19 protein-coding genes are annotated in these 26,400 nt (G+C 65.8%); 8 read left to right on the forward strand and 11 right to left on the reverse strand.

What is annotated here, in order from left to right:
* Positions 1–3: 3 nt before the first annotated feature.
* On the reverse strand, positions 4–999 hold the full coding sequence (gene cra / locus CAG41_RS11725; protein ID WP_085707028.1) for a catabolite repressor/activator: 996 nt from the start codon (positions 997–999) through the stop codon (positions 4–6).
* A 296-nt stretch (positions 1,000–1,295) separates the two neighbouring features.
* On the opposite strand from cra, the gene ptsP reads away from it, so the two are divergent.
* The 4 genes from ptsP (at position 1,296) to CAG41_RS11745 (ending at position 8,539) form a co-directional block, all read left to right on the forward strand.
* Positions 1,296–4,157, forward strand: coding sequence for a phosphoenolpyruvate--protein phosphotransferase (gene ptsP, locus CAG41_RS11730; protein ID WP_085707029.1), 2,862 nt, complete (start codon positions 1,296–1,298; stop codon positions 4,155–4,157).
* Positions 4,158–5,099: a 1-phosphofructokinase gene (pfkB, locus tag CAG41_RS11735; RefSeq protein WP_085578486.1), complete on the forward strand. Its 942-nt coding sequence runs from the start codon at positions 4,158–4,160 to the stop codon at positions 5,097–5,099.
* A gap of 11 nt (positions 5,100–5,110) precedes the next feature.
* Positions 5,111–6,844: a PTS fructose-like transporter subunit IIB gene (locus CAG41_RS11740; RefSeq protein ID WP_085707030.1), complete on the forward strand. Its 1,734-nt coding sequence runs from the start codon at positions 5,111–5,113 to the stop codon at positions 6,842–6,844.
* A 153-nt stretch (positions 6,845–6,997) separates the two neighbouring features.
* Entirely contained in the window at positions 6,998–8,539 is a 1,542-nt protein-coding gene (locus CAG41_RS11745) for an alkaline phosphatase (protein WP_085631738.1), read from the forward strand.
* 107 nt (positions 8,540–8,646) lie between these two features.
* Here CAG41_RS11745 and CAG41_RS11750 read toward each other — a convergent pair whose 3' ends face one another.
* Positions 8,647–11,175, reverse strand: coding sequence for a sulfite reductase flavoprotein subunit alpha (locus CAG41_RS11750; protein ID WP_085707031.1), 2,529 nt, complete (start codon positions 11,173–11,175; stop codon positions 8,647–8,649).
* 236 nt (positions 11,176–11,411) lie between these two features.
* A complete protein-coding gene (locus CAG41_RS11755; protein ID WP_085707032.1) occupies positions 11,412–13,733 on the reverse strand; it encodes a TonB-dependent siderophore receptor in 2,322 nt (773 codons plus the stop codon).
* A 208-nt stretch (positions 13,734–13,941) separates the two neighbouring features.
* Between CAG41_RS11755 and CAG41_RS11760 the strand changes: the two genes are divergently transcribed.
* Both CAG41_RS11760 and CAG41_RS11765 read left to right on the forward strand, forming a co-directional pair.
* Positions 13,942–14,622, forward strand: coding sequence for a Fe2+-dependent dioxygenase (locus CAG41_RS11760; RefSeq protein WP_085578496.1), 681 nt, complete (start codon positions 13,942–13,944; stop codon positions 14,620–14,622).
* A 57-nt stretch (positions 14,623–14,679) separates the two neighbouring features.
* Entirely contained in the window at positions 14,680–15,378 is a 699-nt protein-coding gene (locus CAG41_RS11765) for a tetratricopeptide repeat protein (protein WP_085578888.1), read from the forward strand.
* 172 nt (positions 15,379–15,550) lie between these two features.
* On the opposite strand, the gene CAG41_RS11770 is transcribed toward CAG41_RS11765, so the two are convergent.
* The 5 genes from CAG41_RS11770 to CAG41_RS11790 all read right to left on the reverse strand — a co-directional run bounded on the left by CAG41_RS11770 (position 15,551) and on the right by CAG41_RS11790 (position 20,891).
* The gene (locus CAG41_RS11770; RefSeq protein ID WP_085578498.1) at positions 15,551–16,714 is read right to left on the reverse strand and encodes a type III PLP-dependent enzyme; all 1,164 of its coding nucleotides are present in this window, start codon (positions 16,712–16,714) and stop codon (positions 15,551–15,553) included.
* A 728-nt stretch (positions 16,715–17,442) separates the two neighbouring features.
* Positions 17,443–18,597, reverse strand: a complete 1,155-nt coding sequence (locus tag CAG41_RS11775) for a betaine/proline/choline family ABC transporter ATP-binding protein (protein WP_085578500.1) — start codon at positions 18,595–18,597, stop codon at positions 17,443–17,445.
* Complete coding sequence (locus CAG41_RS11780; protein ID WP_085578502.1) at positions 18,594–19,247, reverse strand: ABC transporter permease; 654 nt, start codon at positions 19,245–19,247, stop codon at positions 18,594–18,596. The genes CAG41_RS11775 and CAG41_RS11780 overlap by 4 nt, the downstream gene beginning before the upstream one ends.
* Positions 19,248–19,260: 13 nt before the next feature.
* Entirely contained in the window at positions 19,261–20,154 is an 894-nt protein-coding gene (locus CAG41_RS11785) for a glycine betaine ABC transporter substrate-binding protein (protein WP_085707033.1), read from the reverse strand.
* 20 nt (positions 20,155–20,174) lie between these two features.
* A complete protein-coding gene (locus CAG41_RS11790) occupies positions 20,175–20,891 on the reverse strand; it encodes an ABC transporter permease (protein WP_085694958.1) in 717 nt (238 codons plus the stop codon).
* A 326-nt stretch (positions 20,892–21,217) separates the two neighbouring features.
* Between CAG41_RS11790 and CAG41_RS11795 the strand changes: the two genes are divergently transcribed.
* Entirely contained in the window at positions 21,218–22,801 is a 1,584-nt protein-coding gene (locus tag CAG41_RS11795) for a peptide chain release factor 3 (protein ID WP_085707034.1), read from the forward strand.
* A 330-nt stretch (positions 22,802–23,131) separates the two neighbouring features.
* Positions 23,132–23,392: a hypothetical protein gene (locus CAG41_RS11800; protein ID WP_085578512.1), complete on the forward strand. Its 261-nt coding sequence runs from the start codon at positions 23,132–23,134 to the stop codon at positions 23,390–23,392.
* A gap of 119 nt (positions 23,393–23,511) precedes the next feature.
* Here the strand turns inward: CAG41_RS11800 and CAG41_RS11805 are convergent, their stop codons facing one another.
* Genes CAG41_RS11805 through CAG41_RS11815 form a run of 3 tightly spaced genes read right to left on the reverse strand, consistent with a single transcriptional unit; the run spans position 23,512 to position 26,397 of the window.
* Positions 23,512–24,492, reverse strand: a complete 981-nt coding sequence (locus tag CAG41_RS11805; protein ID WP_085707035.1) for a peptide ABC transporter ATP-binding protein — start codon at positions 24,490–24,492, stop codon at positions 23,512–23,514.
* Entirely contained in the window at positions 24,492–25,460 is a 969-nt protein-coding gene (locus CAG41_RS11810) for an ABC transporter ATP-binding protein (RefSeq protein WP_085578516.1), read from the reverse strand. Before CAG41_RS11810 ends, CAG41_RS11805 begins: the two co-directional genes overlap by 1 nt.
* A 10-nt stretch (positions 25,461–25,470) precedes the next feature.
* Positions 25,471–26,397, reverse strand: a complete 927-nt coding sequence (locus tag CAG41_RS11815; protein WP_085578518.1) for an ABC transporter permease subunit — start codon at positions 26,395–26,397, stop codon at positions 25,471–25,473.
* Positions 26,398–26,400 lie beyond the last annotated feature (3 nt).

The following is a 26,400-nucleotide window of genomic DNA, read 5'->3' on the forward strand; positions in this document are numbered from 1 at the left end:
GGTTCAGTCCAGGCGGATGCGCTGCTTGAAGGTGCGGGCGATGGCCTGCACGCCGGGCTCGTAGTCCGATTGCTCGACGGCGGCCAACGCCAGGGCCAGGGCCTTGTCGGCGATCAGCTGGTGCTGCTGGGCCATGGCGTTGACCGGCAGCGGCAGGAAGTCCAGCAGTTGCGTGTCGCCGAAGGTGCCCAGGCGCAGCGGGCGGTTCTTGAGCGGGAAGTCGTGCAGCGCATCGAACACGCCCTGCAGCAGCACGTAGGACGTAGTCACCAGTGCGTCCGGCAAATGCCCCAGCCGTTGCAGGAGTTCTTCCATCAGTTGCTTGCCGCAGTCGCGGCTGAACGACTCGGCATGCTCGATGAGGATGTCGCCCTTGAACCCGGCCAGCGCCTGCCTGAACCCGGCGGCCCGCTCTTGGCTGATGCTCAGTTCGGGACGGGCGCCGAGCAGGACGATCTGCTTGGGTTGCGGTTCGAGCAGGCTTTGGGTCAGGTGCAGGCTGGCCTCGCGGTCGTCGCTGATCACCGAGCAGAAGTGCGCAGGATCCATCACCCGGTCGATGGCAATGATCGGCAGGCCCTTGGCCTGCAATTGGCGATAGCTGTCGTCGCCGGCCGGCAGGCAACTGGCGACGATCAGCGCATCGCAGCGGCGGGCGCGGAACAGTTGCAGCAGTTGCCGTTCGCTGTCCGGCGCATCGTCGGAGCTGGCGATCAGCAATTGGTAGCCCCGGGCCCGGGCGCCTTGTTCCAGCAGCTTGGCGATCCGCGCGTAACTGGGGTTTTCCAGGTCCGGCAGGATGAAGCCCAAGGTGCGGGTGTGCCGGCTGCGCAGCCCGGCCGCCTGGGGGTTGGGGGTAAAGCCGTGCTGATCGACCACCGCCCGCACCCGCTCGACGGTGGCGTTGCTGATGCGTTGCTGTTCGGCCTTGCCGTTGATGACGTAGCTGGCGGTGGTCACGGACACTCCGGCCAGCCGCGCGATATCACTGAGTTTCACCCGGGATTTCCTTGTTTTTTCCAGCGTGCCCCGACATTTTCGCCAATCCTACCCGATTCGGGGAGGCGACCATTGTCGCAGCGCAGCCGACGGTTGGCCTTCAAGGATGGGACATTATCGAGTAACGTGCCGATCAATCTAGATTAAACGTTTCAGCAGGCGTATTTTCTGCACTTTAGTCGCCTTTGGCCGCAGCTGCCGCGAATCCGCCAAAACTGCCCCTGAAAAGTGCAGGCGCTAAGCTGAAACTATCCACAACAATACCTGGCACCTCCCGATGCCAAAAAGGAGAACGCATGCTCGAGCTCACTGTAGAGCAGATTTCCATGGGCCGGTCGGCTGTGGATAAGTCCGCCGCCCTGCAACTGCTGGCTGACCGCCTGGTGGCCGATGGATTGGTGGCCGACGGTTACCTGGCCGGGCTGCAGGCGCGGGAGGCCCAGGGCTCGACCTTTCTCGGGCAAGGCATCGCCATTCCCCACGGCACCCCGGAGACCCGCGATCAAGTGTTCGCCACCGGCGTGCGGCTGATGCAGTTCCCCGACGGCGTGGATTGGGGCGACGGCCAGATCGTCTACCTGGCCATCGGCATCGCGGCCAAGTCCGATGAGCACCTGCGTCTGCTGCAACTTTTGACCCGCGCCCTGGGCGAGACCGACCTGGGCCAGGCGCTGCGCCGCGCCGGCTCGCCCGAGGCGTTGCTGAAGCTGCTGCAGGGCGCGCCCCAGGAGCTGGCGCTGGATGCGCAGATGATCGGCCTTAGCGTGTCCGCCGACGATTTCGAAGAACTGGTCTGGCGCGGTGCGCGCTTGCTGCGCCAGGCCGATTGCGTGAGCAACGGTTTCTCCGGCGTGCTGCAGCAGGTCGAAGCGCTGCCGCTGGGCGACGGCCTGTGGTGGTTGCACAGCGAGCAGACCGTGAAGCGCCCGGGCCTGTCCTTCGTCACCCCGGACAAGCCGATGCGCTACCTCGGCCAGCCCCTCAACGGGCTGTTCTGCCTGGCCAGCCTGGGCGAGGCCCACCAGGCGCTGCTCGAACGCCTGTGCGCGCTGCTGATCGAGGGGCGCGGCCATGAGCTGGGCCGCGCCACCAGCAGCCGCAAAGTGTTGGAGGTGCTGGGCGGCGAGCTGCCGGTCGACTGGCCGAGCGCGCGCATCGCCCTGGCCAATGCCCATGGCCTGCATGCACGGCCGGCGAAGGTGCTGGCGCAACTGGCGAAGAATTTTGAGGGCGAGATCCGCATCCGTCTCGTCGACGGCCAGGACAGCGCCGTGTCGGTGAAAAGCCTGAGCAAGCTGCTCAGCCTCGGCGCCCGTCGCGGCCAGGTGCTGGAACTGATCGCCGAACCGGCCATCGCCGCCGATGCCTTGCCGGCGCTGCTGGCGGCCATTGAAGAAGGGCTGGGCGAAGAGGTCGAGCCGCTGCCGGCGGTCGCCCCTGCGCAGGAGGCGCTCGCCGAGGTGGCCGAGGTGCTTGTCGCGCCGGCCTCCGGCAGCCTGCTGCAAGCCATCGCCGCCGCCCCCGGCATCGCCATGGGGCCGGCGCACATTCAGGTGCAACAGGCCATCGATTACCCGCTGCGCGGCGAGTCCGCCGCCGTCGAGCGCGAGCGTCTCCAGCAAGCGCTGAGCGAAGTGCGCCACGACATCCAGGGCTTGATCGAGCGCAGCCAGGCCAAGGCCATCCGCGAGATCTTCATCACCCACCTGGAAATGCTCGACGACCCGGAGCTCACCGACGAAGTCGACACCCGCCTCAAGCAGGGCGAAAGCGCCGAGGCGGCGTGGATGGCGGTGATCGAGGCGGCGGCGAAGCAACAGGAGTCGCTGCAGGACGCCTTGCTCGCCGAGCGCGCCGCCGACCTGCGCGACATCGGTCGGCGGGTGCTGGCGCAACTGTGCGGCGTGCAGACCCTGAGCGAGCCCGCGCAACCTTACATTCTGGTGATGGAAGAGGTCGGCCCCTCCGATGTGGCGCGGCTCGATCCGGCGCGGGTGGCGGGGATCCTCACCACGCGCGGTGGGGCCACCGCCCACAGCGCCATCGTGGCCCGGGCGCTGGGCATTCCGGCGCTGGTCGGCGCCGGCGCTGCGGTGCTGTTGCTGGCGCCGGGCACGCCGCTGCTGCTCGACGGGCAGCGCGGCCGCCTGCACGTGGACGCCGACGCCGCGACCCTGCAACGGGCCGCCGAAGAGCGCGACAGCCGCGAGCAACGTCTGAAGGCCGCCGCCGAACAGCGCCATCAACCGGCGCTCACCGCCGACGGCCACGCAGTGGAGGTGTTCGCCAACATCGGCGAAAGCGCCGGCGTCGCCAGCGCGGTGGAGCAGGGCGCCGAAGGCATCGGCCTGCTGCGTACCGAGCTGATCTTCATGGCCCACCCGCAAGCGCCGGACGAGGCCACCCAGGAAGCCGAATACCGCCGCGTCCTCGACGGCCTCGCCGGTCGGCCGCTGGTGGTGCGCACCCTGGACGTGGGCGGTGACAAGCCGTTGCCCTATTGGCCGATCGCCAAAGAGGAAAACCCGTTCCTCGGCGTGCGCGGCATCCGCCTGACCCTCCAGCGTCCGCAGATCATGGAAGCGCAGTTGCGCGCCTTGCTGCGTTCGGCCGACAACCGTCCGCTGCGGATCATGTTCCCCATGGTCGGCAGCGTCGAGGAGTGGCGTCAGGCCCGGGACATGACCGAGCGTCTGCGCCGGGAAATCCCGGTGGCCGACCTGCAACTGGGGATCATGATCGAAGTGCCCTCCGCCGCGCTGCTGGCGCCGGTGCTGGCCCGCGAGGTGGACTTCTTCAGCGTCGGCACCAACGACCTGACCCAGTACACCCTGGCCATCGACCGTGGCCACCCGACCCTTTCGGCCCAGGCCGACGGCCTGCACCCGGCGGTGCTGCACCTGATCGACATCACCGTGCGCGCCGCCCATGCCCACGGCAAATGGGTCGGCGTGTGCGGCGAGCTGGCGGCCGATCCGCTGGCGGTGCCGGTGCTGGTCGGCCTCGGTGTGGATGAACTGAGCGTGGCCGCCCGCAGCGTCGCCGAAGTCAAGGCGCGCATCCGTGAACTGACCCTGACCCAGGCGCAAACCGTCGCCCGGCAAGCGCTTGCCGTGGGCAGCGCACAGGATGTGCGCGCATTAGTGGAGGCTCTGTAAATGGCCAAGATCCTGACCCTGACCCTCAACCCGGCCCTCGACTTGACGGTGCGCTTGCCGCGCCTTGAGGCCGGCCAAGTCAACCGCAGCGACGAGATGCACAGCCACGCCGCCGGCAAAGGGGTGAACGTCGCCCAAGTGCTGGCGGACCTTGGGCATCAGCTGACGGTCAGCGGGTTCCTCGGCGAGGAGAACCTGCAAGCGTTCGAGAACCTGTTCGCCCGGCGCGGGTTCGTCGACGCCTTCATCCGCGTGCCGGGCGAGACCCGCAGCAACCTCAAACTGGCCGAGCACGACGGTCGCATCACGGACATCAACGGGCCGGGGCCGGTGGTCGGCGCCGTGGCGCAGCAAGCCTTGCTCGACCGTCTGGTGCAGATTGCGCCGGGGCACGATGCGGTGGTGGTGGCCGGCAGCCTGCCGCGCGGGGTGAGCGCACAGTGGTTGCGCGAGCTGATCGAGCGCCTGAACGGTTTGGGCCTGAAGGTCGCGCTGGACACCAGCGGCGAAGCGTTGCGCACGGCGCTCAAGGCCAACCCGTGGCTGATCAAGCCCAACGCCGAAGAGTTGGCCGATGCGCTGGGTTGCGATGTGCTGTCCCACGAGGCCCAGGCGCAGGCGGCCAACCGCCTGCACGCCCAGGGCGTCGAGCATGTGGTGATTTCCCACGGGGCCGAGGGCGTGAGCTGGTTCGCGGTCGGTGCGGCCCTGCACGCCACGCCGCCGAAGGTCCGCGTGGCCAGCACGGTGGGGGCGGGCGACTCGCTGCTGGCCGGCATGCTTCACGGCCTGCTCAGCGCCGATACGCCCGAGCAGACCCTGCGCACCGCCACGGCGATCGCCGCGCTGGCGGTGACCCAGATCGGTTTCGGCATCCACGATGCGGCGCGCCTGGCGCCGCTCGAACAGGGCGTGCGCGTGCGTCCCCTGACAGAACAATAAGAGGGTTTGTCATGAAGTTAGCCATTGTCACGGCCTGCCCGAACGGCATGGTCACCAGCGTGCTGTGCGCCCGCCTGCTGGAGGCGGCGGCCCAGCGCCAGGGCTGGAGCACCAGTGTCGAGGTGGTGGATGCCGCGCACCCGGAACGCCGGATGTCGGCCACCACCCTCGAGGCGGCCGAGTGGGTGCTGCTGGTCGCCACGGGGCCGGTGGACATGACCCGGTTCATCGGCAAGCGGGTGTTCCGCATCGCGCCGTCGCAGGCGTTGCAGGATGTCGAAGCGGTGCTGCGGCGCGGGGCCGTCGAGGCCGCCGTGCACGTCGCCGATCACGCCGAAGCCGTGCCTGCGGCAGCGGGCGCTCCGCGCCTGGTGGCCGTCACGGCATGCCCGACCGGCGTCGCCCACACGTTCATGGCCGCCGAAGCCTTGCAGCAGGCCGCCAAGCGCCTGGGCTATGAGCTGCAGGTCGAGACCCAGGGCTCGGTCGGCGCCCGCAACCCGCTCAGCGCAGCGGCCATCGCCGAGGCGGACGTGGTGCTGCTCGCGGCGGACATCGAAGTCGCCACCGAGCGTTTCGCCGGCAAGCGGATCTACCGCTGCGGCACCGGCATCGCCCTCAAGCAGTCCGAAGCCACGCTGAAGAAAGCCTTGGCCGAGGGCAAGCAGGAGAGCGCCGCGGGCGACGCAAAGGCTGCGCCGAAACAAGAGAAGACCGGCGTCTACAAACACCTGCTGACCGGTGTGTCGTTCATGCTGCCGATGGTGGTGGCGGGCGGCCTGATGATCGCGCTGTCGTTCGTGTTCGGCATCACCGCGTTCAAGGAGGAGGGCACGCTGGCGGCGGCGCTGATGCAGATCGGCGGCGAGACGGCGTTCAAGCTGATGGTGCCGTTGCTGGCCGGCTATATCGCCTATTCCATCGCCGACCGTCCGGGCCTGGCGCCGGGGATGATCGGCGGTCTGCTGGCGAGCACCCTCGGGGCCGGGTTCATCGGCGGGATCGTCGCCGGGTTCATCGCCGGCTACACGGCCAAAGCGATCAGCCGCTATGTGGCGTTGCCGCAAAGCCTCGAGGCCTTGAAGCCGATCCTGATCATCCCGTTGTTCGCCAGCCTGTTCACCGGGCTGGTGATGATCTACGTGGTCGGCAAACCGGTGGCGGGCATGCTGGCGGCGCTCACGCACTTTCTCGACAGCATGGGCACCACCAACGCGATCCTGCTCGGCGTGCTGCTGGGCGGCATGATGTGCGTCGACCTCGGCGGGCCGATCAACAAGGCCGCGTATGCGTTTTCGGTGGGGCTGCTGGCGTCTCAGAGCTACGCGCCGATGGCCGCGACCATGGCCGCCGGCATGGTGCCGCCGATCGGCCTCGGCCTCGCGACGTTCCTCGCCCGGCGCAAGTTCGCCCAGACCGAACGCGAGGCCGGCAAGGCGGCGCTGGTGCTGGGGCTGTGCTTCATTTCCGAGGGGGCGATCCCGTTCGCGGCCAAGGATCCGCTGCGGGTCATCCCCGCGAGCATCGCCGGCGGCGCGCTGACCGGTGCGTTGTCGATGTACTTCGGCTGCAAGCTGATGGCGCCCCACGGGGGGCTGTTCGTGATGGCGATTCCGAACGCGATCAACCATGCGTTGCTGTATCTGCTGGCGATTGTCGCGGGGAGTGTGCTGACGGCGTTGGCGTACGCGCTGGTCAAGCGGCCGGAGTCGGTGGAGCTGGCCGTGGAGCCCAGCGCCGCGTGATCGCCCGGGGAGCGGGGCTGGCTGTGATAGCGGTACCTGCCTTCATCGCCAGCAGGCGAGCTCCCACAGGCCTGATCGCCTGCCGAAAGGCATCGGGTGTCACTCCGGGGTCATGAAGCCGTGCTTTAGTTTTCCTTTTTCAGGGAGAACACCATGAGCGAATTCGACCTCGGTCGCCGACGGGTCATGCAGGTCGTCGGCGCCGGATTGCTGGTGCCGGGGATGGCGCCGGCCGTGATCGCCTCGGTCAAGGACCGGCCGAAACTCACCGACGGCGTGCAGTCCGGCGATCTGCTGGGCGACCGGGCCATGATCTGGAGCCGCACCGACCGCCCGGCGAAGATGGTGGTGGAATGGGACACCCGCAGCCGCTTCGCCAATCCGCGCCGCGTCGTATCGGCGCTGGCCGATGCCGGCACCGACTTCACCGCCCGGGTCGAGCTCACCGGCCTGCCCGCCCACCAGGCGATCTTCTATCGCGTGCACTTCGAAGACGCCCGCACCGGGGTCGCCAGCGAACCGTGGCTGGGCCACCTGCGCAGCGCACCGTCGGGCCGGCGTGACATTCGTTTCGTCTGGAGCGGCGACACCGTCGGCCAGGGCTTCGGCATCAACCCGGACATCGGCGGCATGCGCATCTACGAAGCCATGCGCCTGCGCCTGCCGGACTTCTTCATCCACAGCGGCGACACCATCTACGCCGACGGCCCGGTGCCGGCGCAACTGACCGTCGAAGGCGGCCGCCTCTGGCGCAACCTCACCAGCGAAGCCAAGAGCAAGGTCGCCGAAACCCTCGACGAATACCGCGGCAACTACCGCTACAACCTGATGGATGAGAACGTCCGCCGGTTCAACGCCGAGGTGCCGCAGATCTGGCAGTGGGACGACCATGAAGTGGTGAACAACTGGTCGCCGGGCAAGCAGCTCGACGAGCGCTACCAGGAAAAGGACATCCACACGCTGGTGGGCCGCGCCCGCCGCGCCTGGCTCGAGTACGCGCCGATGCGCCTGCAGGCTGCCGACGGCGGCGGGCGGATCTACCGCCGGCTGAGATACGGGCCGATGCTGGAGGTGTTCGTGCTCGACATGCGCAGTTACCGCGGGGGCAACGACGACAACCTCGGCGCGGCCAAGCCGTTCCTGGGGCGTGAGCAGTTGGACTGGCTCAAGCGCGGGCTCAAGAGTTCCAAGGCCCAGTGGAAGGTGATCGCCGCCGACATGCCTATCGGCCTCGGCGTGCCGGACGGCGAAGTCAGCCCCGGCGTGCCGCGCTGGGAAGCGGTGGCCAACGGCGACCCCGGCCCGGCCCAGGGGCGCGAGCTGGAGATCGCCGAACTGCTCGGTTTCCTGCGGGCGCAGCAGGTGCGCAACTTCGTGTTCCTGACGGCGGACGTGCATTATTGCGCCGCCCATCACTACCACCCGGACCGCGCCGCGTTCCAGGACTTCGAGCCGTTCTGGGAGTTTGTCGCGGGGCCGTTGAACGCCGGCAGCTTCGGGCCCAATGCGCTGGACAAGACCTTCGGTCCCGAAGTGGTGTTCCAGAAGGCGCCGCCGACGCAGAACGCCTCGCCGTTCGCCGGCTTCCAGTTTTTCGGTGAGGTGAACATCGACGGCCGCAGCGGCGAGATGAGCGTGGTGCTGCGGGATCTGAACGGGGTGGCGGTGTTCGAGCAGAAGCTGCAGCCGGCCTGACCCCTGCGGCACCTGTAGAAGCGAGCCTGCTGGCGATGGGGCAGTCAACGGTGAGTCGACAGGCCCGGCGCCATCGCCAGCAGGCTCGCTCCCACAGTGGGGATGTGTCAGTAGACGTCGCGGCGATAGCGGCCCTGTTCGATCAGGCGTTCGACTTCGGCGGCGCCGAGGATGTCGTTGAGCGCTTCGTCGACGCCCGAGGCCATGCCCTTGAGGCTGCCGCAGATGTAGATCACCGCGCCGTCCGCCAGCCATTTCTTCAGCTCGCCGGCCGATTCGCGCAGGCGATCCTGCACGTAAATCTTTTCGGCCTGATCCCGCGAGAAGGCCAGATCCAGCCGCGCCAGATCGCCGTTGACCAACCACTCCTCCAGCTCCGCGCGGCAGAGGAAATCGTGCGCGCGGTTACGCTCGCCGAACAGCAGCCACTGGCGTTGCTGGCCATCGGCGATCCTGGCCTTGAGCAGGCTGCGCAGCCCGGCCAGCCCGGTGCCGTTGCCCAGCAGAATCATCGGCACCGGCGCATTGGGCAGGTGGAAACCGCTGTTGCGCCGCACCCGCAGGCTGATGCTGCCGCCCACCGGGGCATGCTCGGTCAGCCAGCCGGAGCCGATGCCCAGGCTGCCGTCGCTGCGCAGTTCCTGGCGCACGATCAGCTCCAGCACGCCGTCGGCGGCGATCGAGGCGATCGAGTACTCGCGCATCGGCAGCGGCACCGTCGCATCGATCAGCGCCTGGGCATGCAGGCCCACCAGGTGCGCCCGGTGTTCGGGCAACTGGCGGCTGGCCAGGGCCAGCTCCAGCGGTTCTTCGAGGCCGTTGACCTTGACGGTGCTTTCGCCGCGGATGCCCAGGCCGTCGAGGAAGTGCTCGATGGCCCACGGGCAGTTGCGCGGCAGCACTTCCACCAGGTCACCGGCCAGCCAACTGCCGATGCCCGGTGCTGTCAGGCCCAGCAGGAAGACCGGGGCGCCGCTGCTGTCGGCGTTCATCAGCTCGCGGCGCGCCAGCGTCCAGTTCTCATAGTCCGGGGCCTGCCAGGTGTCGACCGGGGCCTGCCCGGTGATCAGGCCCAGCTGCGTCTGCCAGTGGCGCAGGGCGTAGGGGTCGCCGCCGTCGACTTCCACCGGGGCGAACAAGGTCTTGCCGCCGTGCTCGCCCAGCCAGCGGTGCAGGCGCCGGGCGAAGCCGCAGAAGTGTTCGTACTGGCGGTCGCCGAGGCCGAGCACGGCGTAGTTCAGGCGGTCGAGGGCCGGGGCGTTGCCCAGCACCTTGCGTTCGAAGCCCCGGGCGCTGTCCGGCGCCTGGCCGTCGCCGAAGGTGCTGACCACGAACAGGGCGTTGTCCGACTCGCGCAGGTCCTGTTCGCTGACGTGCGCCAGCGGCTGCACCTTCACCGGCAGCCCGGCGGCCTGCAACTGGCCGGCGGTCTGCCAGGCCAGCTGTTCGGCGAATCCGCTCTGGCTGGCGAAGCCGATCAGCCACGCCGGCGCGTCGCCGGTCGGTTGCCCGATGCCTTGGCGGGCGTCCCTGACCTGCTTTTTCTTGCGCCGGCGGTCCAGGTACAGCAGCCAGCCGGTGATGAAGAACAGCGGCATGAGCACGGCGGCGACGGTCACGATGATCCGCCCGGCGAGGCCGAAATAGCTGCCCACGTGCAGGGCGTAGATGCTGGTCAGCAGCTGTGCCTTGAAGCTCTTGTCCGCGTAGCGGTCGACCCGTTTGACGATGCCGGTGGCCGGGTCGAGGGTGATCTGGTTGAGGGCGCGCTCATGGGGTGAGCTCTCCAGCAGGTAGAACACGGTGGCCGGTTGACCGGCCACCGGCGGCATGCGGATGTTGTAGGCGGCCAGGCCGGGGCCGGCGGCGCTGTAGATGCTGCTCCACATCGCCGCGTAGTCGGCGGTCGGCGCCGGGCCTTCGGGGGCCGGGCCGCGGCCGCCGCGCACGCGCTCGTTCTGCGGGGCGTCCGACAGCAGGCGGGTCAGGCCTTTGTTGTACCACTCGTAGGACCAGGACAGCCCGGTCAGCGCCAGCAGCAGGTACACCAGCAGGCACCAGGTGCCGGCCACCGAGTGCAGGTCCCAGTTGAAGTTGCGGCCTTTCTTGTTCCAGTCCAGGGTCAGCCACACGCGCCAGCTGTTCCACTGGCGCGGCCAGCGCAGGTACAGGCCGGACAGGCAGAAGAACACCAGGATCAGGGTGCAGGCGCCGGTGATGTTGCGGCCGGTGTCGCCCATGGCCAGAAAGCGGTGCAGCTGCAGCATCAGGTCGAAGAAGTCCTGGCCGACGGCATCGCCCATGAACTCGGCGGTGTAGGGGTTGAAGTAGCGCATTTCGCCGCGGCGCTCGCCCTTGGGCGGGGTGAAGTACACGCGGGCGGCGGTGCCGCTGTCGGTCTCGACCCACAGCATCGAGACCTTCTTGCCCGACGCGCCCTCGATGCGTTCCACCAGCTCGGCGGGCGGAAGGACGCCGGCCACCTGTTTTTCCACCTGCAGCACCGAAGGGTTCAGCGCCCGCAGGATTTCGTCCTGAAAGGAATAGGCCGCACCGGTGATGCCCATCAGGGCCAGCACCAGGCCTGCGCTGATGCCAAAAAACCAGTGCACCTGGAACAGGGTCTTCTTCAACACGTCATTCGCCTTGTCCGTTCGAAAATGTCGTCACGGCGCGCATTATGCCGTGGGCTTCGAGAAGCGTTCTTTGATTACGCACAAATGCCCCGTTCAATCGAATGAACGGGGCATTTGCGTTTCCACGTCTTCCTTGTGGGAGCGAGCCTGCTCGCGAAAGCGGTGGGTCAGTCAGCATCGATGTCGCTGATCGATCGCCATCGCGAGCAGGCTCGCTCCTACAGGTCTTGCAGCCGTCAGAAGTGGAAGTTGGTGCTCAACAGTGCCGTACGGCCCGCCGCCTGGTTGGCGAAGTGGGTCGAGAAGGCCTTGTCGTAGTAGGTCTCGTTGGTCAGGTTCTGCACGTTCAGCTGCAGGTCGACGTTCTTGCTCAGCTTGTAGGCGGCCATCGCGTCGTAGCGCACGTAGGAATCGACCATGGTGGTGTTGGCCACGCTGCCGAACACGTCGTCCACATAGAACGCCCCGCCACCGACGGTCAGCTTCGGCGTGACCTGATAGGTGGTCCACAGGCTGGCGCTGTTCTTCGGCGTGTTGGGCAGTTCGTTGCCGTCGTTGGCCTTGCCCATCGGGCCGCCGTCGATCTGCTCGCTGTCCATGTAGGCGTAGCCGGCGAACACTTGCCACTTGTCGGTGATCTTGCCGCTGGCCGACAGTTCGATGCCCTGCACGCGGGTCTTGCCGGCGTTTTCGTACGAGGTGGTGTCGACCTGGACGCGGGCGTTCTCCTTCTCGGTGCGGAAGATGTCGGCGGTCAGCGACAGGCGATCGTTCAGCAGGTCCCACTTGGTGCCGATTTCGTAGTTCTTGGTGGTTTCCGGCTCCATGTCGCTCTTGAGCAGGTTGCCGTTGCGGTCCGGCGTGCCGGCCAGCGGGTTGCCTTCCATGCCTTCGCCCAGGGTGTTGCCCGGCGGCGTGGCGGAGGTGGCGTAGGACGCATAGATGCTGCCGTTCTCGGCCGGCTTGTAGACGACGCCGAACTGGCCGGTGACGAACTCGCTGGTGTCGGAACCTTTGGCGGTGGTGGTGCCCGCGTTGGTGTAGGTCTTGTAGCCGGTCTCGAAGTGGTCGTAGCGCAGGCCCATGTTCACCAGCCACTGCTCGTGCAGCTCCAGGGTGTCGAACACGTACAGCGCGTAGGTGTCGGACTGGGTGTCGGTGCCGGCGTAGTTGCGCGAGATGGCGCCGTTCCACGGGTCGTTCGGGTTCGGGTTGGACAGCGAGGTGCAGTTGTAGCCGCTCGGTGCGCCGATCATCGCCGGGGTGCAGTTGGTGCTGGACGGCACGTTGGTGGTGCGCGGCGTGGTGTCGGTGTTGACGTTGTACGAGGACTTGCTGCTTTCCTCGCGGGTGTACTCGACGCCGGTGGAGAAGCTGTTCTTGAAGCCGCCCAGGTAGAACGTGCCGAACAGGTCGGTCTGGTTGGTGGTGGTCTCGGTGTTGCTCACGCGGGTGTTGGCGCGGCGCCAGACGCTGCCGTTGTTGACGTTGCCCTTGCTGTCGTCCGGCTGGGTCAGGATGTAGTCCTGCATGCTGGTGCCGTGGCGCAGGGTGTTCTTGATCGTCAGCGAGTCGTTCAGGTCATGCTCGATGGCGAAGGTCGCGGTGTCGGTGCGGCCCTTGCGGAAATCGCGGTCCAGACCGTAGAAGTTGCTGTGGTCGCCGCCGGCGTAGGGCTTGTCCGGATCGGACTTGGTGCGTGCGGCGGAACCGGCTTTCGGGATGGTGTACGGGATGCCCGAATCCGGGGTGTCGTTGCTCTCGAGGTGGTAGTAGTCGAGGTTGACGCGGGTGTCGGTGCCCAGGCCGAAGGCCAGGGACGGCGCGATGCCCCAACGGTCGTAGTCGACCTTGTCGCGGCCGGCGACGTTGCTTTCGTGGCTCATCAGGTTCAGGCGGCCGGCGGCGGTGTCGCTGAACTGGTAGTTGCCGTCCAGGGTGTAGCGCTGGGTCTGGTCGGAGCCCCAGGTGAAGCCGCCGTCGAACGAGTTGCCCAGGTGCGCCTTCTTGCTCACCAGGTTGATGCTGCCGCCGGCGGCGCCGCGCCCGCCGATGGCCGAGTTCGGGCCCTTGCTGACTTCGATGTTTTCCACGGCGAAGATTTCGCGGCTCTGGGAGCCGGTGTCGCGCACGCCGTCCAGGTAGGTGTCGCCCTGGGCGTCGAAGCCGCGGATGAACGGACGGTCGCCCTGAGGGTTGCCGCCTTCACCGGCGCCGAAGGTGATGCCCGGCACGGTGCGCAGCGCGTCCTGCATGTTCAGGGCGCCGGTGTCCTTGAGGACTTGTTGCGGAATCACGGTCACCGAGCGCGGTGTGTCGACCAGCGGCGCGGTGTACTTGGGCGAGGAGGCTTTCTCGACCTGGTAGGAAGTCGAACTCTGGTTTTCGCCGGTGATGGACGTGGCGTCCAGGGCGATGGCATTGCCGGAAGGCTTGCTGTCGGTCTTTTCGGCGGCGAATGCCACGTGGCCTGCGGAGCTGGCGGTGATCGCCACGCCAATGGCAGAAGCGAGCAAACGTGGTGAGCTGACCGGCATTTGTACTTGTCGACGTGACATTGAAGATTCCCCTCCCCAAGGATTTGAGGTCGCGGAATATAGGGTAAACAAGTATTCGTATCAATTGCGAAACATTGCCATTCGCACTGAATTTACATTCTTTACAATTTAGCCTTACGGTTTTTGCCGGTTCATTCGTCACGCGGGTTTTACACAGCCAATAAGAATCAATACCATTGCCGCCTCTTTGCCATCAGGTGACATCGCCATGCTGCTGCACATCCCCGGACTGTTCGAAAAGGACGAAGTGCAGCGCATCCGCGAGGCGTTGGAGCAGGCCGACTGGGCCGACGGCAAGATCACCGCCGGCTACCAATCGGCCAAGGCCAAGCACAACCTGCAACTGCCCGAAGGCCATCCGCTGGCCAAGGAAATCGGCGCGGCCATGCTCGACCGGTTGTGGAAGAACCCGCTGTTCATGTCCGCCGCGCTGCCGCACAAGGTGTTCCCGCCGTTGCTCAACTGCTACACCGCCGGCGGCAGCTTCGGCTTCCACATCGACAATGCGGTGCGCCAGCCCAAGGGCAGCATCGAGCGGGTGCGCACGGACCTGTCGGCCACGCTGTTCTTCAGCGAGCCTGAGGACTACGACGGCGGCGAACTGGAGGTCCAGGACACCTACGGCACCCAGCGGGTCAAGCTGCCCGCCGGCGATATGGTGCTGTACCCCGGCACCAGCCTGCACAAGGTCAACGCCGTCACCCGCGGCGCGCGCTATGCGTCGTTCTTCTGGACGCAGAGCCTGGTGCGCGAGGACAGCCAGCGCGCCTTGCTGTTCGAGATGGACGGCGCGATCCGCCAGCTCACCCAGGACATGCCCGACCACCCTTCGCTGATCCGCCTCACCGGCACCTACCACAACCTGCTGCGCCGTTGGGTCGAGGTGTAAGTGACGGACTTCCGCTTGCGCCGCGAGGAAGCCCTCGACGGCGACCGGCTCAACGCCATGCTCGAAGAGAGCCCGGCCCGCGCCGCCCAGGCGATTCTGCTGGCGGCGGGCGAAGGCGTGCTGGAGGCGCAGGCATTGCTCGGGCAGATCCTGCTCGACGGCCACGGTATCGCCCAGGACCTGCCGCTGGCACTGCGTTGGTTCGGGATCGCGGCAGGGCAAGGCCATGCGATGGCGCGCAATATGGTCGGCCGTTGCCATGAGCACGGTTGGGGTTGCGCGGCGGACGCTGCGCTGGCTGCACGGCATTACCGGATCGCGGCGGACGCCGGACTGGACTGGGCGATGTACAACCTCGCCAATCTGCTCGCCACCGGACGCGGCATGGACGAGGACCAGGGGCAAGCGCTGGAACTGTATCGGTGCGCCGCTGAACGGGGGCATGCCAAATCCATGAACCTGTTGGGACGCTATCTGGAGCAAGGGCAGGCATGTGCGCAGGATGTGGCGGCGGCGCATGAGTGGTATCGCCGCTCGGCCGAGGCCGGGGATTTTCGTGGGCAGTTCAGTCATGCAGCAGTGCTGGCGGATCAGGGGCGAGTCGAGGAGGCACTGGTCTGGCTGGAAAAAGCGCGGGTCGGCGGCAATCTGAAATTTCTGCGGGTGGCGAGCGAAGCGCTGGCCGGGGCGAGTGATCCCCGGATTCAAGCCATCGCAGACACCTACCGGACGCGCCAAAACGAACTGACTGCCTGACCCTGTGGGAGCGAGCCTGCTCGCGAAAACGGTGGGTCATTGCAGATGCTGGAGCCTGACACGACGCCATCGCGAGCTGGCTCGCGCCTACCGGAGAAGTGCCAAACAAAAAAGCCCATGACGTGTCATGGGCTTTCGCTTGGCGCTTGCAGCTTGATACGGACCGCTGCCTTTACACGTAGAACGACTTCAGCGGCGGGAAGCCGTTGAACTCCACCGCGCTGTAGCTGGTGGTGTACGCGCCGGTCGACAGCCAGTACAGGCGGTCGCCGATGGCCAGGTTCAGCGGCAGGCCGTACTTGTAGTTCTCGTACATGATGTCGGCGCTGTCGCAGGTCGGGCCTGCAATGACCACTTCTTCCATCTCGCCTTTCTTTTCGGTCCAGATCGGGAACTTGATGGCTTCGTCCATGGTTTCGATCAGGCCGGAGAACTTGCCCACGTCGGTGTACACCCAGCGCTCGACGGCGGTGCGCGACTTGCGCGCCACCAGCACCACTTCACTGACCAGGATGCCGGCGTTGGCGATCAGCGAGCGGCCCGGCTCCAGGATGATTTCCGGCAGGTCGTCGCCGAAGTCTTCCTTGAGGAAGCGGATGATTTCCTCGGCGTAGGTCTCCAGGCTGTTGGTGCGGGTGATGTAGTTGGCCGGGAAGCCGCCGCCCATGTTGATCAGCTTCAGGTGGATGCCGTCTTCTTCCTTCAGGCGTTCGAAGATCACCTTGACCTTGGCGATGGCGGCGTCCCACACGCTGATGTCGCGCTGCTGCGAGCCGACGTGGAACGAGATGCCGTAAGGCACCAGGCCCAGGTCGCGGGCGAGGATCAGCAGGTCCATGGCCATGTCGGTCTGGCAGCCGAACTTGCGCGACAGCGGCCAGTCGGCGGTGGTCGAGCCTTCGGTCAGGATGCGTACGTACACTTTGGCGCCCGGCGCGGCCTTGGCGATGTTGCGCAGGTCGGCTTCCGAGTCGGTGGCGAACAGACGCACGCCCTTCTCATAGAAGTAGCGGATGTCCTTGGACTTCTTGATGGTGTTGCCGTAGCTGATCTGGTCCGGGCGCACGCCGCGGCCCAGCACCTTGTCCAGCTCGTAGATGGAGGCGATGTCGAAGCTCGAACCCTTTTCCTTGAGCACGTCGATGATCTCGACGGCCGGGTTGGCCTTGACCGCGTAGTAGACCTTGGCGAATTCGAAACCGGCGCGCAGGTCATCGTAGGCCTGGGCGATCATCGCGGTGTCGATCACCACGAACGGGGTTTCCTGCTTGTCGGCGAACGCCTTCATCTTCTGAAAGGTTTCGCGCGCGAAATAGTCTTCGACCTGGATCGACATACCTGGGAGCTCCTATGGGCAAACTCGTGAAAACAATGGGTGCAATGAACGTCCTCCGTATCCCCACTTTGGTTCGCCTACTTCCCAAGGCATGTCGCCGAAAGCAAAAAGGCCATGGGAAATGCAGCTTTCTTTCCCTTGGCCTTGCTGTCTCGTCGTCAGTACTTGAGCCGGATGGATCGTTTCCAGCATGGACGTTCGGCGCGAACTTTAGGGCGTGGGGGGCCTGAGATCAACTAAAAATGTCGCGTTTTTGCACGCTTCTGACGTACGTCGTCCGCAGCACTCTTTGTAGCCGACCGAGATGACGGCCAGATGTTCCATGAAAATATCGAAGTGTTAAAAATACCTGCATGTTCGAAGCTTTTGCGCGCCAGATCGTCGATAAGTACGATGGCTGCAACTTCGGCGACGTTGGCCGCGAGAAGGTTTTCCGAAAGGGGATTTGGTCGGTTCGGGAGGGATTCTTTAGGGGGACTTCGAGGACGTGGTGTTGATATTTCTTTCCGGTCGCTGTGCTGGTCGAAAAATGTACAGGGCCTAGGGGCGACGGGGCTGATCCGGCCCTGCGGCGCCTTGACTCACCCCACCATCAGCACGCTGGTTCCCAAAGAGAACCAGGGTGAAGGGAGAATCTCTGGCCACCGAATAGCCCTGCGGGAGCGGGCTTGCCCGCGAAGGCGTCCTCACGGACACCTTCGCGGGCAGGTTTCCCGGTGATGGCCGGGTCAGGCGAGCGCTTCGGCCGGCGACACGATGTGGGTCTTCATCCCCCGCGAACGGCCCGAGCTCAGGTACGCCGCAATCGACTCCTGCGTCACCTCGCCGAGGAACACCCGCTCGGCGTCGAGCACCGGCAGCCATGCACGGTTGAACTCGTACATGCGCGACAGCAGGATCCGCAGGTGCTCGTCGTAGGCCGCCGTGGCGTTGAACTCGCGCAGGAACTGCCCGCAGGCGCCGGCCTGGCGGTGCAGGTCGCGGCGGCGCACATAGCCCAGCGCCTTGTTCTGGGCGCAGGTGACCACGACGTAGCGGCGGTCGAGTTCGTCCATCAGTTCCAGCGCCTCGGCCACCGGGGTCTCGGGGCTCACCGACGGCGCGTTGTCCGCGGCGTCTTCGGCCTTCACCAGCAGCAGGCGCTTGAGGGTGCTGTCCTGGCCGACGAAGTGGCTGACGAAGTCGTCCGCCGGGTGCGCGAGCAACGTGTCGGGATGGTCGATCTGCAACAGCTTGCCGGCACGGAAGATGGCGATCTTGTCGCCCAGCTTGATCGCTTCGTCGATGTCGTGGCTGACCATGATCACGGTCTTGTTCAGCGCCCGCTGCATCTCGAAGAACTCGTTCTGGATCATCTCCCGGTTGATCGGGTCGACCGCGCCGAACGGCTCGTCCATCAGCAGCACCGGCGCATCCGCCGCCAGCGCGCGGATCACGCCGATCCGCTGCTGCTGCCCGCCGGACAGCTCGCGGGGGTAGCGGTGCAGGTACTGCTTGGGTTCCAGCTTGATCATGTTCATCAGTTCGCGGGCGCGGTCGTGGCATTTCTGTTTGTCCCAGCCGAGCAGCTTCGGTACCACCACGATGTTTTCCTCGATGGTCATGTTCGGGAACAGGCCGATCTGCTGGATCACGTAGCCGATGTTGCGGCGCAGGGTCACTTCATCGAGGGCGGTGGTGTCCTCGCCGTTGATCAGGATCTTGCCCGAGGTCGGTTTGATCAGGCGGTTGATCATTTTCAGGGTGGTGCTTTTGCCGCAACCCGATGGCCCGAGGAACACGCAGATTTCACCTTCATTGACGGTCAGGCTTACCGAGTCCACGGCTTTCACATCTTTGCCGTTGCTTTGGAAGGTCTTGCTGAGGTTTTGAAGTTCGATCATTTGAGGAGTCCTTTTGGAGTCAGCGAACGTTGCAGCCACTGCAGAATGAGGTCGGCGAAAATCGCCAGCAGGCTGACCAGCAGCGCGCCGACGATCAGCATCGGCATGTCGCTGCGGCTGATGGAGGCGAGGATCAGCACGCCGAGGCCGCCGGCGCCGATGGTGGCGGCGATGGTCATCACGCCGATGTTCATCACCACGGCGGTGCGTACGCCGGCGAGGATCACCGGCACCGCGATCGGCAGTTCGACCATGCGCAGGCGCTGGCCGAAGGTCATGCCGATGCCCCGTGCGGCTTCGCGGATGCCGGGCTCCACGCCGGTCAGGGCCAGGTAGGTGTTGCGCATGATCGGCAGCAGTGAATAAAGGAACACGGCGGTGATGGCGGGCAGCGGCCCGAGGCCCTGGCCGAACTTCGAATAGAACGGCAGCAGCAGGCCGAACAGCGCAATCGACGGCACGGTCAGCAGCACCGTGGCGCTGGCCTGCAGGGGGCCGGCGAGGCTCGGAAAGCGCGTCATCAGGATGCCCAGCGGCACGCCGAACAGAATCGCCAGGCTGACGGCGACCCCGACCAGGGTGATGTGCTGCCAGGTCAGGTGCAGCACCTGCTGCCAGTCGAGATGGGAAAAGGCGTTGAAGAATTCCATGGCTTTTCCTCCTTCAGTTCAGTGGGTGCCGGCGCAGGAAATCGGCGGCCACTTTCGATGGGCTCTCGTGATCGACATCGACCCGCGCGTTGAGCTGGCGCATGGTTTCGTCGTCGAACAGTTCGGCCAGCGGCTTGAGTTGTTCCGCCAGTTGCGGATGGGCGTCGAGGTAGGCTTGACGCACCACAGGGGCGGCGGTGTAGTCCGGGAAGTAATGCTTGTCGTCTTCCAGCAGCTTCAGGCCGAACGCGTTGAGGCGCCCGTCGGTGGTGTAGACCAGCCCGGCGAACACCTGGCCGTTGCGCAACGCCGTGTAGACGAGGCCGGCATCCATCTGCCGGATGTTTTGCCGCGTCAGGTTCATGCCGTAGCGTTTGACCATGCCCGCCAGGCCGTCGGAGCGGTTGGCGAACTCGGTGTCCAACGCCACCAGATGATGGGTCTTGGCCTCGCTGCGCAGCACCTCGTTCAACTGACTGATGTTGCTGATCTGCGGATATTCCTCGGCCACTTTTTTCGGCAGGGCGAGGGCGTAGGTGTTGCTGAATTTCGACGGCGCGAGCCAGACCAGTCCTTTTTTCGCGTCGAGTTCTTTCACCCGTGCGTAGGACTGTTCGCTGTCGAGTGTTTCGGTGACATGGTTGTAGGCCACCAGCGACACACCGGTGTACTCCCAGAGCAGGTCCAGTTGCCCGCTTTCGTGGGCGCTGCGGGCCAGGTTGCTGCCCAGGCCGCCGGTGATCTGCGCGTCGTAGCCTTTGCTGCGCAGGTATTGCGAAGTGATTTCCGCCAGCAGGGTCTGTTCGGTGAACACCCGGGCGCCGATGCGGATCGCCGGTTTGTCGGCGGCTTGGGCAAATCCTGCGAACAGCAGGGCACAGCCTAGGAAAAAGCTAAGTCGTTTCATGGGTTTTCCTTCCGGGAGCCTTAGGACGGGCGCAGACCACGTTCCAGCCAGAGGCGGCTGGCGAGGGTGACCGCGCCGTCGAGCAGCAGGGCCAGCAGCGCGGTGCACGCGGCGCCGAGCAGCAGTTGCGGCTGATTGTTCAGGGCGATGCCGGGGAAGATCAGGCTGCCGAGGCTGTTGGCGCCGATCAGGAACGCCAGCGGCGCGGTGCCGACGTTGATCGCCAGCGCCACCCGTACGCCGCCGACGATGATCGGCACGGCGTTGGGCAGCTCGACCTGCCACAGCACCTGGCGCGGAGTCATGCCGATGCCGATCGCTGCTTCCTTCAATGAGCCCTGGACGTTTTTCAGGCCTTCGTAGGTGTTGCGCACGATGGGCAGCAGGGAGGCCAGGAACAGGGCGAAGATCGCCGGGCCGCTGCCGATGCCCAGGATGCCCAGGGCGATGGCGAGCACGGCCAGCGGCGGCACGGTGTTGCCGATGTTGAAGCCTTGCATGAAACGTTCGGCGCGGCCGAGCATGGCCGGGCGGCTGAGGAGGATGCCGGAGGGTATGCCCACGGCCAGGGCGGCCAGCATGGACGCGAGGACAAGCACCAGGTGGGCTTGCAGGTAGAACAGCAGATCGTCGCGGTAGCGTTGGATCGTGTCGGTGCCGATCCAGTGGATCAGCAGGGCCAGGAGGGCGATCACCACCGCACCTCCCGTCAGCCCTTTGCCATAGCGGATAGCCACAGGCGGACTCCTTTTCCAGTCGGCGACCGCTGTCCCGTGCGGCAATGCCATACCTGGCTGCCGGAGCGGCGGTCGCGAGAAGCGGCTGTTTTCCGGTACGCCTAGACGTACCGCAAGCGAGCCATGAGCGCGGCCCCGCAGGGCCGACTTGCCGGATTCTCAGGCCCTCGCGAGAGGGCGTGACAGGGGAGTGGACGTGCGCGCGCTTTGAAAGGTTCCCCGGCGAGACAGCATTTGGCCATTTCGGATGCGCTCAACGGTTCGGATATTGAAGCGAGTTGGGCTATAATCGCCGCCCTTTTTGAATCACCGCCAGGCGATTTCCCATGACCAGACAGGCCGCCGAAGTCGCGAAACGCCGCACTTTCGCCATTATTTCCCACCCCGATGCCGGTAAAACCACCATCACCGAAAAGCTCTTGCTGATGGGCAAGGCGATTGCGGTGGCCGGTACGGTGAAGTCCCGCAAATCCGATCGCCATGCGACATCCGACTGGATGGAGATGGAGAAGCAGCGGGGCATTTCCATCACCACGTCGGTCATGCAGTTCCCGTACCGCGAACACATGATCAACCTGCTCGACACCCCGGGACACGAAGACTTCTCCGAAGACACCTACCGCACCCTGACCGCGGTGGACTCGGCGTTGATGGTGCTCGACGGCGGCAAGGGCGTGGAGCCGCGCACCATCGCCCTGATGGACGTCTGCCGTCTGCGCGACACGCCGATCGTCAGTTTCATCAACAAACTCGACCGTGACATCCGCGACCCGATCGAACTGCTCGACGAGATCGAAGCCGTCCTCAAGATCAAGGCCGCGCCGATCACCTGGCCGATCGGCTGCTACCGCGACTTCAAGGGCGTGTACCACCTGGCCGGCGACTACATCATCGTCTACACCCCGGGCCACGGCCACGAGCGCACCGAAACCAAGATCATCGAGAAGCTCGACTCGCCGGAAGCCCGCGCGCACCTGGGCGACGAGTACGACCGTTTCCTGGAGCAGCTCGAACTGGTGCAGGGCGCCTGCCACGAGTTCGACCAGCAGGAATTCCTCGACGGCCAGCTGACCCCGGTGTTCTTCGGTACGGCCCTGGGCAACTTCGGCGTCGACCACGTCCTCGATGCCGTGGTCGACTGGGCGCCGCGCCCGCTGGCCCGGGTCGCCAACGAGCGCACCGTGGAGCCGGTCGAAGAGAAGTTCTCGGGCTTCATCTTCAAGATCCAGGCGAACATGGATCCCAAGCACCGCGACCGCATCGCGTTCATGCGCATCTGCTCGGGCAAGTACGAAAAAGGCATGAAGATGCGCCACGTGCGCACCAGCAAGGACGTGCGCATCGGCGACGCCCTGACGTTCTTCTCCTCCGAGCGCGAGCAACTGGAAGAGGCCTACGCCGGCGACATCATCGGCCTGCACAACCACGGCACCATCCAGATCGGCGACACCTTCAGCGAAGGTGAAGCGCTGGGCTTCACCGGCATCCCGCACTTCGCCCCGGAACTGTTCCGCCGCGTGCGCCTGCGCGATCCGCTGAAATCCAAGCAGCTGCGCCAAGGTCTGCAGCAACTGGCCGAAGAAGGCGCGACACAGGTGTTCTTCCCGGAGCGCACCAACGACATCATCCTCGGCGCCGTGGGTGTGCTGCAGTTCGATGTGGTCGCCAGCCGCCTGAAAGAGGAATACAAGGTCGAGTGCTCCTACGAGCCGATCACCGTGTACTCCGCGCGCTGGATCGATTGCAGCGACAAGAAGAAGCTGGAGGAATTCTCCAACAAGGCGGTGGAAAACCTGGCCATAGACGGCGGCGGTCACCTGACCTACCTCGCCCCGACCCGGGTCAACCTGGCGCTGATGGAAGAGCGCTGGCCAGACGTGAAATTCCGCGCTACCCGTGAGCACCACTAAGCGCTGAGCGATGCACCCGAAACCCCGTTGCGAAAGCAGCGGGGTTTTTTGTTGCCTGCCGGTTCCCTGTGGTAGCGAGCCTGCTCGCGATAACGGTATGTCAGGCGCCCCTTGAGCGACGGGATGACCGCCATCGCGAGCAGGCTCGCTCCCACATGCGCGGGGATAAGAGCCATTTGGCATAACGCTTATTTCAAAGCGGTCTTCGGCATCAGGGCAATTTAGCCGGGCCGTCAGCGTCCCATATGGAGAACCCGGCTGACCGGAACTAGATTTCACAGAGCGCCAGTCCGGCACTGTTGTTTCACCTGAAAAGGGATGGAATCGGCTATGAAGAGCAGGTTGCTACGCGTATTGCTGCTGTTGAAAGTGATGGTGATGCTGTCCCTCGGCACGGCGACGGCCTGGGCCGAATGCGAGGATCACGATACCCAGGCGTTCAGCGGGCAGGTGGGGCACAGCGGCCTGATGCTGGCCAAGTCCGAATCCGAACCGGGTGACCAGGGCCAGGGCGGTAGTGCCGATGACGATGACTCGACCACCGACGAGCCGGACACCGATGATCCGGATGACGGTGACAGCCAGACGTAGGTCGCCGGCAAAAGAAAACCCCTTGTCCCCCGACTGATGCGCAATCGGGGGAAGAGGGGTTTGTTGAACGCTTGATCCCCTGAGGGAGCGGGCCGGCCCGTTCCCTCAGTTCGTTTGGCTCAGGCCGCGCCGTCGAGGAACTGTTCGGCGTAGTGGCAGGCCACCTGCCGGGTGTCGAGCTTGCGCAGTTCCGGCACTTCGCTGCCGCAACGCTCGGTGGCGTACGGGCAGCGCTTGTGGAACGCGCAGCCGGGCGGCGGGTTCAGCGGGTTGGGCAGTTCGCCGGCGATCTTGATCTTCGGCTTGTCCGGATCCGGGTGGATGGCCGGGGTCGCCGACAGCAGCGCCTGGGTGTACGGGTGCAGGGGACGGGTGTAGATGTCCTCTTTCGGGCCCATCTCCACCGGACGGCCGAGGTACATCACCAGCACCTGGTCGGCGACGTGGCGCACCACCGCCAGGTTGTGGGAGATGAACACGTAGGCGGTGTTGAATTCCTGCTGCAGGTCCATGAACAGGTTCAGCACCTGGGCCTGGATCGACACGTCCAGCGCCGACGTCGGTTCGTCCGCCACCAGCACCTTCGGTTGCAGCATCATCGCCCGGGCCAGAGCGATCCGCTGGCGCTGGCCGCCGGAGAACATGTGCGGATAGCGCTGGTAGTGCTCGGGGCGCAGGCCGACCTGTTTCATCATCGCCTGGACTTTCTCGCGACGTTCGGTGGCCGACAGGTTGGTGTTGATCAGCAGCGGCTCGGCCAGCTGGTCGCCGATCTTCTGGCGCGGGTTCAGCGACGCGTAGGGGCTCTGGAACACCATCTGCACGTCTTTGCGCAGTTGCTTGCGCTGGGCCTTGTCGGCGCCGGCGACTTCTTGGCCGGCGATCTTCAGGGAACCGGACGACGGCTCCTCGATCAGGGTCAGGGCCCGGGCCAGGGTGGATTTGCCGCAGCCCGACTCGCCCACCACGGCGAGGGTCTTGCCGGCCTCCAGCTCGAACGACACGCCGTTGAGGGCGCGCACGGTCGCATGGCCCTTGAACAGGCCGCGGGAGACCTCGTAGTGACGGGTCAGGTCACGGGCGGTAAGTACGACGGCCATTACGCCACCTCCTGGTTCAGCGGGTAGAAGCAGCGGGCGAGGCTGTGGGTTTTCGGGTCAAGGGCAGGGCGCTGCGCGCGGCAGCTCTCTTGCACGTAAGGGCAGCGCGGCGACAGCAGGCAGCCCTGCGGACGGTCGTAGCGGCCCGGCACGATGCCCGGCAGGGTCGCCAGGCGCTCGGCGCCCAGGCTGTGCTCCGGGATCGCCTTGAGCAGCGCTTCGCTGTACGGGTGCGCCGGGATGTCGAACAGCTGCGGCACCTGGCCGACCTCCACCGCTTGCCCGGCGTACATCACGCACACGCGCTGGGCGGTTTCGGCCACGACGGCGAGGTCGTGGGTGATCAGCACCAGGCCCATGTTCTGCTCTTTCTGCAAGGCCAGCAGCAGGTCCATGATCTGCGCCTGGATCGTCACGTCCAGCGCGGTGGTCGGTTCGTCGGCGATCAGCAGCTTGGGTTCGCCGGCGATCGCCATGGCGATGGCCACCCGCTGGCTCATGCCGCCGGACAGCTGGTGCGGGTAGGCGTCCATGCGGCTGGCGGCGGCCGGGATCTCGACCTTTTCCAGCAGTTCGATGGCGCGCTTGCGGGCGGCCTTGCCGGACATCTTCAGGTGCAGGCGCAGCACTTCCTCGATCTGGAAGCCGACGGTGTAGCTCGGGTTGAGCGCGGTCATCGGATCCTGGAAGACCATCGACAGGTCCTTGCCGACGATCTGCCGGCGCTGGCGGTTGCTCAGCTTGAGCATGTCCTTGCCGTCGAAGCTCAGGGCGTCGGCGGTGACGATCCCCGGGTGCTCGATCAGGCCCATCAGCGCCATCATGGTCACGGACTTGCCGGAACCGGACTCGCCGACGATGGCCAGCACTTCGCCCTTGTCCACTTTCAGGTCCAGGCCGTCGACCACCGGGGTGGCGTTCTTGTCGCCGAAACGGACGTTGAGATTCTTGATTTCTAACAGTGACATGGGAATCTCCTCAGGCGGCGTTCTTGAGTTTCGGGTCCAGCGCGTCGCGCAGGCCGTCGCCCATCAAGTTGATTGCCAGCACGCTGAGCAAAATGGTCAAGCCAGGCAGACTCACTACCCACCAGGCGCGTTCGATGTAGTCGCGGGCCGAAGCCAGCATGGTGCCCCACTCAGGGGTCGGCGGCTGTACGCCCAGGCCCAGGAAGCCCAGGGCGGCGGCGTCGAGGATCGCCGAGGAGAAGCTCAGGGTCGCCTGGACGATCAGCGGTGCCATGCAGTTGGGCAGCACGGTGATGAACATCAGGCGCGGCAGGCCGGCGCCGGCCAGGCGCGCGGCGGTCACGTAGTCGCGGTTCAGCTCGCCCATCACGGCGGCGCGGGTCAGGCGCACGTAGGACGGCAGGGACACCACGGCGATGGCGATCACGGTGTTGATCAGGCCTGGGCCGAGGATGGCGACGATGGCCACGGCCAGCAGCAGCGACGGCAGGGCCAGCATGATGTCCATCAGGCGCATGATGGTCGGGCCGAGGATCTTGGGGAAGAAACCGGCCAGCAGCCCCATGAGGATGCCCGGGATCAGCGACATCACCACCGAGGACAGGCCGATCAGCAGCGACAGGCGCGAGCCCTGGATCAGGCGCGAGAGCAGGTCGCGGCCCAGCTCGTCGGTGCCGAGCAGGAATTGCCATTGCCCGCCTTCGAGCCAGACCGGCGGGGTCAGCAGGAAGTCGCGGTACTGTTCGCTCGGGTTGTGCGGCGCCACCCACGGGGCAAAGATCGCGCAGAACACGATCAGGGCGAAGAACATCAGGCCGGCGACCGCGCCCTTGTTCTTGGCGAACGCTTGCCAGAATTCCTTGTAGGGCGACGGGTACAGCAGGCTTTGGTCCACGGCGGAAGCGGCGGTGGCGACTGAGGAAGTTTGAGTGCTCATGGG

It is taken from the genome of Pseudomonas sp. B35(2017) (genome assembly GCF_002113645.1).
GTDB lineage: Bacteria > Pseudomonadota > Gammaproteobacteria > Pseudomonadales > Pseudomonadaceae > Aquipseudomonas > Aquipseudomonas ekonensis.

Bases quoted from the DNA above. Each gene is read 5' to 3' on its own strand.
- CAG41_RS11775 (WP_085578500.1), bottom strand. From the start codon at position 18,597: ATGATCGAACTTCAAAACCTCAGCAAGACCTTCCAAAGCAACGGCAAA.
- CAG41_RS11765 (WP_085578888.1), top strand. From the start codon at position 14,680: ATGCTCGAAGAGAGCCCGGCCCGCGCCGCCCAGGCGATTCTGCTGGCG.
- CAG41_RS11755 (WP_085707032.1), bottom strand. From the start codon at position 13,733: ATGTCACGTCGACAAGTACAAATGCCGGTCAGCTCACCACGTTTGCTC.
- CAG41_RS11800 (WP_085578512.1), top strand. From the start codon at position 23,132: ATGAAGAGCAGGTTGCTACGCGTATTGCTGCTGTTGAAAGTGATGGTG.
- CAG41_RS11810 (WP_085578516.1), bottom strand. From the start codon at position 25,460: ATGTCACTGTTAGAAATCAAGAATCTCAACGTCCGTTTCGGCGACAAG.
- CAG41_RS11760 (WP_085578496.1), top strand. From the start codon at position 13,942: ATGCTGCTGCACATCCCCGGACTGTTCGAAAAGGACGAAGTGCAGCGC.
- ptsP (WP_085707029.1), top strand. From the start codon at position 1,296: ATGCTCGAGCTCACTGTAGAGCAGATTTCCATGGGCCGGTCGGCTGTG.
- pfkB (WP_085578486.1), top strand. From the start codon at position 4,158: ATGGCCAAGATCCTGACCCTGACCCTCAACCCGGCCCTCGACTTGACG.
- CAG41_RS11815 (WP_085578518.1), bottom strand. From the start codon at position 26,397: ATGAGCACTCAAACTTCCTCAGTCGCCACCGCCGCTTCCGCCGTGGAC.
- CAG41_RS11780 (WP_085578502.1), bottom strand. From the start codon at position 19,247: ATGGAATTCTTCAACGCCTTTTCCCATCTCGACTGGCAGCAGGTGCTG.
- CAG41_RS11805 (WP_085707035.1), bottom strand. From the start codon at position 24,492: ATGGCCGTCGTACTTACCGCCCGTGACCTGACCCGTCACTACGAGGTC.
- CAG41_RS11745 (WP_085631738.1), top strand. From the start codon at position 6,998: ATGAGCGAATTCGACCTCGGTCGCCGACGGGTCATGCAGGTCGTCGGC.
- CAG41_RS11785 (WP_085707033.1), bottom strand. From the start codon at position 20,154: ATGAAACGACTTAGCTTTTTCCTAGGCTGTGCCCTGCTGTTCGCAGGA.
- CAG41_RS11740 (WP_085707030.1), top strand. From the start codon at position 5,111: ATGAAGTTAGCCATTGTCACGGCCTGCCCGAACGGCATGGTCACCAGC.
- CAG41_RS11795 (WP_085707034.1), top strand. From the start codon at position 21,218: ATGACCAGACAGGCCGCCGAAGTCGCGAAACGCCGCACTTTCGCCATT.
- CAG41_RS11770 (WP_085578498.1), bottom strand. From the start codon at position 16,714: ATGTCGATCCAGGTCGAAGACTATTTCGCGCGCGAAACCTTTCAGAAG.